At 32.0% G+C, this 10,525-nt stretch carries 8 protein-coding genes and 2 pseudogenes; 9 read left to right on the forward strand and 1 reads right to left on the reverse strand.

Annotation, left to right across the window (positions count from 1 at the left end; all coding sequences use genetic code 11):
- Positions 1-55: 55 nt before the first annotated feature.
- From DIS06_RS19600 to galE, 9 genes and pseudogenes are all read left to right on the forward strand, one after another.
- Positions 56-571, forward strand: a pseudogene (locus tag DIS06_RS19600) (UTP--glucose-1-phosphate uridylyltransferase); the annotation flags it as partial.
- Between the two features lie 165 nt (positions 572-736).
- Positions 737-1,417: a sugar transferase gene (locus DIS06_RS19605; protein WP_110114927.1), complete on the forward strand. Its 681-nt coding sequence runs from the start codon at positions 737-739 to the stop codon at positions 1,415-1,417.
- A gap of 108 nt (positions 1,418-1,525) precedes the next feature.
- Entirely contained in the window at positions 1,526-2,344 is an 819-nt protein-coding gene (locus DIS06_RS19610; protein ID WP_110114928.1) for a glycosyltransferase, read from the forward strand.
- Between the two features lie 80 nt (positions 2,345-2,424).
- Complete coding sequence (locus DIS06_RS19615) at positions 2,425-3,294, forward strand: glycosyltransferase family 2 protein (protein ID WP_162596042.1); 870 nt, start codon at positions 2,425-2,427, stop codon at positions 3,292-3,294.
- 143 nt (positions 3,295-3,437) lie between these two features.
- Positions 3,438-4,586 carry a hypothetical protein gene (locus DIS06_RS19620; protein WP_110114930.1) on the forward strand — a complete coding sequence of 383 codons (1,149 nt, stop codon included), beginning with the start codon at positions 3,438-3,440 and terminating at the stop codon, positions 4,584-4,586.
- 381 nt (positions 4,587-4,967) lie between these two features.
- Complete coding sequence (locus DIS06_RS19625) at positions 4,968-6,233, forward strand: oligosaccharide flippase family protein (RefSeq protein WP_110114931.1); 1,266 nt, start codon at positions 4,968-4,970, stop codon at positions 6,231-6,233.
- A gap of 36 nt (positions 6,234-6,269) precedes the next feature.
- Positions 6,270-7,460, forward strand: a complete 1,191-nt coding sequence (locus tag DIS06_RS19630; protein ID WP_110114932.1) for a CDP-glycerol glycerophosphotransferase family protein — start codon at positions 6,270-6,272, stop codon at positions 7,458-7,460.
- Positions 7,461-7,488: 28 nt separating this feature from the next.
- Complete coding sequence (tagD, locus tag DIS06_RS19635) at positions 7,489-7,890, forward strand: glycerol-3-phosphate cytidylyltransferase (RefSeq protein WP_110114933.1); 402 nt, start codon at positions 7,489-7,491, stop codon at positions 7,888-7,890.
- Positions 7,891-8,044: 154 nt separating this feature from the next.
- Positions 8,045-9,058, forward strand: coding sequence for a UDP-glucose 4-epimerase GalE (gene galE, locus DIS06_RS19640; protein WP_110114934.1), 1,014 nt, complete (start codon positions 8,045-8,047; stop codon positions 9,056-9,058).
- Between the two features lie 713 nt (positions 9,059-9,771).
- On the opposite strand, the pseudogene DIS06_RS19645 reads toward galE, so the two are convergent.
- Positions 9,772-10,170: pseudogene (locus DIS06_RS19645) on the reverse strand (ATP-binding protein); the annotation flags it as partial.
- Between the last annotated feature and the right edge of the window lie 355 nt (positions 10,171-10,525).

Below are 10,525 nucleotides of genomic sequence, written 5' to 3' on the forward strand. Positions count from 1 at the left end.
TTATTTTTGAGGAATTTAAAACCGTTGTTATTGAGTATTTTACAACCGTTGATTACAACCATTCGCCGTTTTACTTGGAGATGACATCGTTCAAGCGGAAACACCAGGATTAAAGCAATTAATCAATGAATACGACAAAACGCTATCATCCGTTATTGGTGTGCAAACCGTACCAGAAAACGAAACACATCGCTACGGCATCATCGACCCGGCGCAACAAGAAGGGCGTCGTTACCAAGTCAATCATTTCGTTGAAAAACCAAAAGCAGGGACAGCTCCTTCGAATCTAGCGATCATGGGACGCTACATCCTAACACCAGAAATCTTCATGTTTTTAGAAAAACAAGAAACAGGTGCCGGTGGCGAAATTCAACTAACGGATGCGATTCAACAACTAAACCAAATTCAACGTGTATTTGCGTATGACTTTGAAGGAAGTCGTTATGACGTTGGGGAGAAGATTGGGTTTGTGAAGACGACATTAGAGTTTGCGTTAAAAGATAAGACTTTACGTGAAGAGTTAATTCCATTTATGCAGAAAATGTTACAGGACAGTAAGGTTGAAGTATAAAAAAACTTAATATGATACATAAGTGAATTTTGATGTGGAGTATAGGGCTTTTCAGTATTTAATCTTACACTTGCCATTAAATCAGTATTAGTAAAGGTGCTATATAGAAAAAAAATTTAGTGTTGTGAAGATACAACATATATTTTTGTGATAGATATAGAGAATATGGAGGTGAGACGGGTGTCTTTAAGGAAAATTCATAACAATTTGCATGAAGAGTACGCTGTAACTCTTGATACAGAGGTAGAAAAGGGTTATGCCTACCCCCAATTATATTCGGTGATTAAGCGGTTAATGGATATCACAATGGCTCTAACTGGACTTATCGTTACAATTCCTATTTTATTATTCTTTTGTATTGCAATTAAGTTAGAGACACCAGGACCAGCGTTCTATTTTCAAGAGCGTGTGGGCCTTAATGGTAAATATTTTAGAGTAATTAAATTACGATCAATGGGTGTGGATGCTGAGAAAAAAGGAGCGCAGTGGGCAGATAAGAATGACCCTCGGGTAACGAAAATTGGTGCTTTTATAAGGAAAACCAGAATTGATGAAATTCCACAATTAATTAATGTATTGCAAGGTGATATGAGTATGATAGGTCCTCGTCCTGAGCGCCCGATTTTTACTGCTCAGTTTAATGAAGAAATTCCTGGTTTTGTTAAACGTTTGGCAGTCAAACCTGGGGTGACTGGTTGGGCTCAGGTTAATGGTGGTTATGATATTACGCCTAAAGAAAAGCTGAAGCTTGACCTATTTTACATAGAGAACAGATCCGTAATGTTAGACTTAAAAATAATCATAAAAACTATTCGTATTGTTTTAACAGGAGAAGGGGCAAGGTAATTTATTTAAAGTGTTTGATATTAAAAATAATTGATTTCAATCACTAAAATTATCCTTTAATAGAAAATCAAAAGGTCGAAATTATATAAAATAAAAAGGTGAATTAGTGTGGAAAATGTTAAATACTCGGTTCTAATGTCTGTTTACTATAAAGAAAATCCCGTTTTTCTTCGAGAAAGTGTACAAAGTATATTAAATCAAACTATCAAACCATTTGAAATAATAATAGTTAAAGATGGTGAGCTAACGAAAGAACTTGATAATGTAATTTTAGAGTTTGAAGAAAATAGTTTAATAAAAATCATCTCATTAAAGGAAAATAAAGGATTAGGAGAAGCGTTAAATGTTGGGTTAAATTACTGCAGTTCAGAATTGGTTGCACGTATGGATACTGATGATATATCAATGAAAGATAGGTGTGAAAAACAATTAAGGTTATTTGACCAAAATAAGTCTCTATCGATTATTAGTTCAGCAGTTGCTGAGTTTGAGGAAGATGTAAATAGTATTCATTCGATAAAAAAAATACCTATAACACATGAAGAAATCATAAGATTTTCAAAAAAGAGAAACCCTTTTAATCATCCAGCTGTAATGTATAAAAAAAGTGCTGTTTTAAGGGCTGGGGGATATAAGCACTTTAGTCTTTATGAAGATTACTACTTATGGGTTAGGATGATTATGGATGGCGCCGTTTGTGCAAATATAGATGAGCCGTTAGTTTATATGCGTGCTAATGAAAATATGTATAAAAGAAGAGGTGGATTTAACTATTTTAAAAATACACTTAATTTTAAATGGCATCTTGTGAAATTGGGATTTTATACAAAATTTGACTTTGTTATGTCCGCGCTACCTCATGCCATTGTATCATTACTACCTAATAAAGCGAGAATTATCGTATATAATAAATTTTTAAGATCTTAAATTTGAGATTTATAAAGTAAAGTCAAATTACTAATTGTCAGTATTAATCAAATTAAATGGGTAATATGGAGGTGATTTTTGTGAAGAAGTTTAGGTACTCACTAATACTATGTACTGTAAATAGAACTGACTTTTTAGAATCTTTTTTGGAATGCTTATGCAAACAAGAATATAAAGACTTTGAACTTATATTAGTAGACCAGAATCTAGACGACAGAGTAAATAAAATTGTAGATAGTTTTAAAGAGTATTATAAAATTAAACATATTAAGTCTGAAAAGGGATTATCAAAAGCAAGAAATATTGGTTTAAAGCATGTTGAGGGTGATATAATAGCTTTTCCTGATGATGATTGTATTTATTCAGAAAATATGTTAGAAAAAATAAACGACTTTTTCAATAATTATAATTATGAAATTCTTTCTATAAAAATGACTAATAATGTACCGGGAGGGAGAAAAGTACAGCATAACGTTCCTAGTCAGGAAGTTAATAGGAAAAATGTTATGAAACTTATGGCTTCTATCTCAATGTTCTACAAACGCAATGTGATTAATAAAGTGGGAGGGTTTGATGAAAGATTAGGATTGGGCGCAAAAACTATTTTTCAAGGTGGGGAAGATTATGATTATCCTCTGCGAGCTATGAATAAAGGTTTTAAGATATATTATGATAATACAATTGAAGTATTCCATCCTTGGGATGATAAAGATATAGATCAAAAGAAAAACCTAAGTGAAAAGTCTTATAATGGTGGTGCTGCGGAGATGTTTCTTCTAAATAAACATCATTATAATTTTATATTTAAACTTATGAGGATAACGAGACGCATAATTATTATATTGTATTATATTATGAGATTAGATATCTATAGAGCTAAATTAAGCTTTTCAATATTAAAAGGTATGCTGTCCCACTTCTTTTACAAGGTTGAACTTGAAAAAAAGTAAGGTAATAGAAGGCTCTTAATAATATAGTGATTTTTAAGTTGGGGATAATTGGAGTCTTTTTGATGAAAAATCATAATGTATTATAAAAAGTGGTCTCAAAAAGCACCATTAATAAAGAACACTATTTGGATTGAGGGAATAAAGTGAGAATCGACAGTGGGAATTATATAAATCTTAATAGAGTTGTTATATTTTTAATATTCGTTATAATCTTTATGCTGCCAATTAACTTTTTTAGAGAACTCGGGTTACCTCTTGATGAGTATTTATTCGCTGCTATTATCCTAATATATTATTTTAATTACACAATTAAAAATGGGAAAATGAAGGTTAAAGACTTAATACTTCTACCAATTATATTGTATTTTTGTATAATAAATTCAACTATTTCTCATTTACATTTAATAGGTTTAATTATTGTTGATAAATTAATTGATAATGAAAAAACAACATCAGAGTATATCAATACTTCTAAAATATTGTTAATCTCGCTAATGTTTGTTTTTATATATTCAATAATATATTTAGGATATAATGACAGGTATATTTATACAGGTTTAAAGGAAGCAAACCAGGGTGGACTAACATTATTGTTGCTGTTTTTAATGATTAGAATTAAGTACAAGAATCTTGGGAATATATTGTTAATATTAGGCCTGTTGACATTCTCAAAAAGTTACTTGCTGGGATTATGTATATTTTTTGTAGTTAATACGATTATTAATAATAAAAGCAGCATAGCTGCAAAAATTATTGTAAGTGGATTAAAGAATTTTAAGGTTCTTTCTATTATTAGTATTTTACTGTTGATCTTAATATCAAGTTACTTTTCAAATTTACACAAATTAAACTTATTACAGTCATATGGACAAGGTGTTGAACGTTTTTTTACTATAACAGACTATTCGAACTACTTCAGGTTTATAGTAAATACGAATCTTTTAGAAATATATAAGCAAAACCCAGAGAAGTTATTGACCGGGATGAGTAGCGAAGAATTTATAAATTATAATAGGGAAATAGCAGTTGAAGGAGATCAAGCTTTTAGGGAAATAAGGCCACATAATTACTTTTTTTCTTATCTAAGAATATATGGAGTGTTTTCTTTGGTAATATTTTGGTACTTATCAACGATCTTTAAAAGGGTAGTTGTTAAAGAAAACCTGTCTATATTTTTAATTATCTTTTCTTATATTATATTTTTAGGAACAGGAGTAACTAGTTACTGGTTATTTTTATCTATAGTCACTTTGTTATTTTATAAAAAAGTGACTATAGATGTAAGAAAATAAAAAGTAAATAAACCGTGAGGCTACATTTAACGGTAATAGATGGTGCATTTAATAGATAAAAAGAAAATACAGAGTATAGAAAAAATTGTTAAGTTTCAGGCCCACGAGGAAGTCTCGGCAGCTTTTTATCAAGTTTTAAATACAAGATGTAGTAGTTACCCTATATCCTGTACTGAAGAAGAAGTAATACAAAGAACCCCCTTTTTTTATTTAGTGAATTTCTAAAATTTGAGGGGTTTTTCAACAATCTGAGACGTTAAGTCTTTATGACTATGCACCTTAATCAAGGTGAAGGAGTAAATTTCGGGGGCAATCGCCGCCCGTTGTTTCAAGGTACGTTAAAATTCAACAAAAAATGTAATAATAGAAGAGAGTAGCAAAATGACTGATAACAAAAAAAGTATTTTATTTAAGAATACCATATTTTTATATATTCTAGTATTTTCCTCGTATTTCTTTGCTTTTATAGCGGTACCATACCAAACCCGAATATTAGGACCCGAATATTTTGGCAGGGTAGGATTTGCTTTAGCCTTAATGGCTTATTTTAGATTGCTGATTGACTTTGGCTTTATTTTATCAGCTACAGAAGAAGTTTCAAATAAAAGAGATAATATCCAAGAGTTATCTAAATTAGTAACTGCAGTCAATGTAATCAAGGGCTTTCTTGCTACAGTCTCTTTCATTATTCTAACAATATTAATATTGACTATTTCTCGGTTTCAAGAAGATAGTTTGTTGTACGTTCTTGTATTTCTTTCAATTATTTCAGGAGCATTTCTCCCGGATTTTCTTTATCGAGGTATAGAAAAAATGAAAACAATCACATTACAAACAGTGTTTATTCAAGCGCTGTTTGTTATTTTATTGTTTTTGTTTTTAAAGGATAAAGAGCAATATTATTTAATACCTTTGTTTACTGCAGTTGGTAATATTACGGCATTATCTGTAGTGTATATCCATGCTTTTAGAGTAGTTGGCATTAGATTAGTTAAAGTCAGTCCTCAGTATATCTGGAATGTATTCAAGAAATCTAGTTCTTTCTTCTATTCAAGGATTGCTACAACGGTCTATTCATCAACTAATACCTTTATATTGGGTTTAATGTATCCAATTGGTAATAGTGTTGTAGGTTTGTATAGTTCTGCTGATAAATTAGTGAGCACTGCTAAAAGCGGTTTCTCTCCTATAGCTGATAGTTTATTCCCGTATATGGTTAGAAATAGGGATTTTAAATTGGTGAGGAAGATACTATATATCTTAATGCCACCAGTTGTTATAGGCTGTATAGTTGTTGGTTATTTCGCAAATGATTTTACTGCTTTTCTCTTGGGGGAAGAATTTAGAGAGGCGGGCAATATATTACGGTTATTACTCCCTATCGTTGCTATGACGCCAATAATATATATTTTAGGTTTCCCTGTTTTAACACCAATGGGACTTTCTAAACAAGCGAATTTATCGATAATATTTGCTTCAGTATTCCATGTAATCGGGTTAATCTTTCTTTTATACTCAGGAAACTTTAGCGTAATTACGCTATGTTACCTAACGGTTATAACAGAGGCCATAATACTTATTTATAGATCTATAATAGTATGGAACAATAGGGTGAAAATTAGTAGTAATAAAGGTCAGGATGTGTAGTAGAAAATTAAGTATTTCAGGAAGATGTGATTAAAAATGCGTAGTTTATTAAAAAGGTTGTTATCTTTTTATCTTTTTAGATTATTAAGGAAACTAACACAAGGGAATTATTGTTATTTACTTTGGATTTTTCCTGTTAAGCAAAATAAGATTGCTATAAGTAATTATTACGGTAAAGGTTTTGGAGATAATGGTAAATATATATCGGAGGAATTACTTAAAAAAGGTAATAATTATGATATTGTCTGGCTTCTGAAAAAGGATCTAATTAATAAAGTGAAGTTCCCAAGAGGAATTCGTGTTGTAGAATATGGTTCTTTTAAAGCTTTATATGAATTAGTGACTGCAAAAGTATGGATTGACAATTGTAGAAAAGCTTTTTATCCTCCAAAACGAAAAGAACAGTATTATATACAAACATGGCACGGTGGGGTTGCTTTAAAAAAAGTTGAAAAAGATGTAGAGAATAAACTAGATAGATTGTATGTTGAAAATGCAATAAAGGACTCAAAAATGGCGGATGTTTTTATATCAAATAGTAGCCTTTGCACAAATATGTACCGTACAGCATTTTGGTATGACAATAAAATTTTAGAGTATGGATCACCTAGATGTGATATCTTAGTAAATTATGATTACAAGGTAGAAAAAAAAGTAAGAAGTTATTTTAAAATTAGTGACGATGTGAAGTTACTAATTTATGCTCCTACATTTAGAGCTGATGGTACTACAGACGCCTATGATATAGATTTCAATAAATTATTAAAGACATTAGAAGAAAAATGGGGTGGTAAATGGTGTGTTTTAGTTAGATTACATCCTAATGTATCCATGAAAAGTAAATTAATGGAATATACATCAAATATAATAAATGCAAGTGACTATGATGATATGTATGAATTACTTGCTGCTAGTAATATATTAATTACGGATTATTCAAGTTCTATGTTTGAGTTTTCGTTAACTGGTAAAATAGTTATTTTATACGCATCTGATATTAAATCTTATGAAAAAGATAGAAATTTTTATTTTGAATTAAACCACTTACCGTACCCAGTGGCAGAAAATAATTATCAATTACAATCATTACTTAATAATTTTGATGAAGGTTTATATAGTTTAAGATTAAATAGTTTCCTCTCTAAAATTGGAATCAATGAAAAAGGAAATGCTTCTACTAAGCTTGTAGAATTGATAGATAATGTGGTAAAGGGTAATACTGATTAAGAAATTTAAAATAAAAAGGAGTTTTATTATGAAGAAAGTAATAACTTATGGCACATTTGACTTGCTTCATTATGGGCATATTAACCTATTAAAAAGAGCTAAGGAGAAAGGTGATTATTTAATAGTAGCTATATCTTCAAATGAATTTAATGAATTAAAGGGAAAAAAGAGTTTTTTCTCATATGATGAAAGAAAAAAATTAGTGGAGTCTATTCGATACGTTGATTTAGTAATACCAGAACATAATTGGGAGCAAAAGATAACAGACATTCAGGAGTTTAAGGTTGACGTTTTTGTTATGGGGGATGACTGGAAAGGTAAGTTTGATTATTTGAAAGATTATTGCGAAGTTTCTTATTTAAGTAGAACTCCAGAAATATCCACCACAAAAATAAAGAATGATTTAGGACTAATGACAGCAAAAAAATAAGATTAGTAGAATTTGCAACTTAATAGCTTATTCTCAACAATTGTTGAGGCAGAATTATATTTAATTCTATGACAATAGAGATAAACAAAAAGTTAATACACTCTCACAAGTGTGTATAATTTCAATTGTATATTAAATGAGGTGAATAGTGTAAATGAACATACTTGTAACCGGTGGTGCCGGATATATCGGTTCACACACTTGTATAGCATTAATAGAAGCGGGACATTCAATTATTATTGCTGACAATCTTTGTAATAGTAAGCGGGAAAATATCGAAAGTATTATAAAAATTACAGGTAAGGAAGTTGCTTTTTTTGAAATAGATGTAACCAATAATCAAGCTGTCGAATTTGTTTTTGAGTCTTATGATATTGATGGTGTTATCCATTTCGCTGGTCTTAAGGCGGTTGGAGAATCTGTAGAAAAGCCTTTAGAATATTATTATAATAATTTAGTTAGTACAATGGTCATTGCAAAGGCTTGTGAAAAATATAATGTAAATAAGTTTGTATTTAGTTCATCGGCTACAGTATATGGTAACAATATTGTTCCTTTTGTAGAGACTATGGATCTTTTACCAACTACTAACCCTTATGGTGAGACAAAAGCTATGAGCGAACGGATTTTAACTGATATAGCTAGAGCCAATCCTGCTTTCTCGGTGTCATTGCTTCGTTACTTTAACCCGGTTGGTGCTCATGAGAGTGGATTGATCGGTGAAGCCCCTAATGGTATTCCTAATAACTTGATGCCTTATGTAACACAAGTGGCAAAAGGAAAATTGGACAAGCTTAGAGTGTTTGGTAATGACTACCTAACGGTAGATGGGACGGGTGTTCGGGATTATATCCACGTAATGGATCTAGCTGAAGGCCATGTAGCAGCACTGGATAATCTTACTGAAGGTGTTCATATTTATAATTTAGGTACTGGCCAAGGTACTAGTGTACTTGAGTTAGTAAAGGCTTTTGAAGAAGCGAATGATATTGAAGTTCCTTATGATATTGTTAATCGTAGACCTGGGGATATTGCTTCATGTTATGCTGATGCTTCTAAAGCTGAAAGGGAACTCGGTTGGACATCTAAACGTGATATTCTAGCTATGTGTCGTGATTCATGGCGGTTTGAGAAGAATTATAAAGATGAACATGTTTTGGTTAGATGAAATTACCTGCTGGGCCTGAATTTGGCTTGGCGGGCTTATTTGGTGCGCCCGGCATGGGCTATAACTTGGTGGTGAAAGTCCACTACAGGCTTGGCAGTAGGAACTGTTAGCCAATGGCAAGGGTGTCCATCGTGAGGTGGAATCTGAAGGAAGCCGGAGGCAAAATCCCGAACTGACGGACAGAAACTGTATATAAGGCTGAATTGGAATGGACGAGTTTGCCAAACAAAACAAAGTCCGATACTGCACGAGTTCCATACAGTAAATACAGCAGTTACATGGGAGGAAGGTTATAGCTCTTACCCGGGGAGGTCTTACAAGTGTTCCCGACAAGAGAGATGGAATATCTCACAGGAACAAGCATGTCAGTGATTGCAAGCTGAATTGTAAGAAGTCAGCAGAGGCCATAGTAGTTCTTAACGAATGAAGGGCCGAACAATAACAATCTTGAAGAAATACGGAGGTAAGGACAGTGCAAAGACCACAGAAAACATCGAAAGATGACTGCTCGCAAAAGGATAAGTTGGAAACTGAAGAATATGCGAGAGTGTGTAGTCCTGTCTTTAATGAAGTAGGACGACAAGATGGTATCGATTTAATTGATAGAGTGATTGATAATAATAACCTATTCAAAGCATGTGAGAAAGTCAAAACAAATAAAGGGGCACCTGTAGACGTCAAGTTAAATTTTACACTTTTTGCTCGTTTCCATTTTACACTTCTGCTGAAAAAATACTTTTCCGATTTTTCATGCGATGACTTTCCTCGTCCTCTCCACCATGGATGACTTCCACACGATGAAGCAAACGATCTAAAATAGCTGTTGTGATCCCTTGATCTCCAATTAGATTACCCCATTCATCTGGACTTTTATTTGAAGTTAGGATGATTGAACTTCGTTCGTATAAATGATTAATCAAATGAAAAAATAAGTTTGCTTCTCTCTGATCCATTGCCATATACATTAAATCATCAATAATCACCAGGTCTGCATTTCTAATCCTTCTGAGCTGAACTTTAGATTTATTCAGGTATTCTTCTGACTTTAAAAGCTGCACAAGTTCGCCCATTGTAGCGAAATAAACATTGAATCCCCTATGAACAGCTTCAAGTGTGTATTGCAAAATAAAAGTGCAGAGCTTTGCAAAGGAAAAATGCAGAGTCCTGCACTTTAGTTGTAACCAACGGTGATAAAATCCCTAATAACAACGGTTTCAAATTCCCCTAAAATATAAAACAATAGTTTAAAAACTACATACTTTTATGGAGTGGAGAAGCTATGGTCAAGAATGGGGAATTTTTGTATTTGGCAAGCAAAAAATGTTGTAAACGGCAATCAAAAATGTTGCTTGCCAACGTAACCGAATGAAGGAATCTTTATTGCAAAATTAAAGAATTGAAGGATTGTTGGCGGTCCTTTAAATACTACTAAGTGAGAATGGTGAATTAATCGATCTATAACAGCTT

The sequence above is a fragment of the Bacillus sp. CGMCC 1.16541 genome (assembly GCF_003184905.1).
Classification (GTDB): Bacteria; Bacillota; Bacilli; order Bacillales; family Bacillaceae_H; genus Priestia.

Excerpts from the sequence above, each read along its gene's own strand:
- DIS06_RS19625 (WP_110114931.1), top strand. The coding sequence starts at position 4,968 with ATGACTGATAACAAAAAAAGTATTTTATTTAAGAATACCATATTTTTA.
- tagD (WP_110114933.1), top strand. The coding sequence starts at position 7,489 with ATGAAGAAAGTAATAACTTATGGCACATTTGACTTGCTTCATTATGGG.
- DIS06_RS19605 (WP_110114927.1), top strand. The coding sequence starts at position 737 with ATGGAGGTGAGACGGGTGTCTTTAAGGAAAATTCATAACAATTTGCAT.
- DIS06_RS19630 (WP_110114932.1), top strand. The coding sequence starts at position 6,270 with ATGCGTAGTTTATTAAAAAGGTTGTTATCTTTTTATCTTTTTAGATTA.
- galE (WP_110114934.1), top strand. The coding sequence starts at position 8,045 with ATGAACATACTTGTAACCGGTGGTGCCGGATATATCGGTTCACACACT.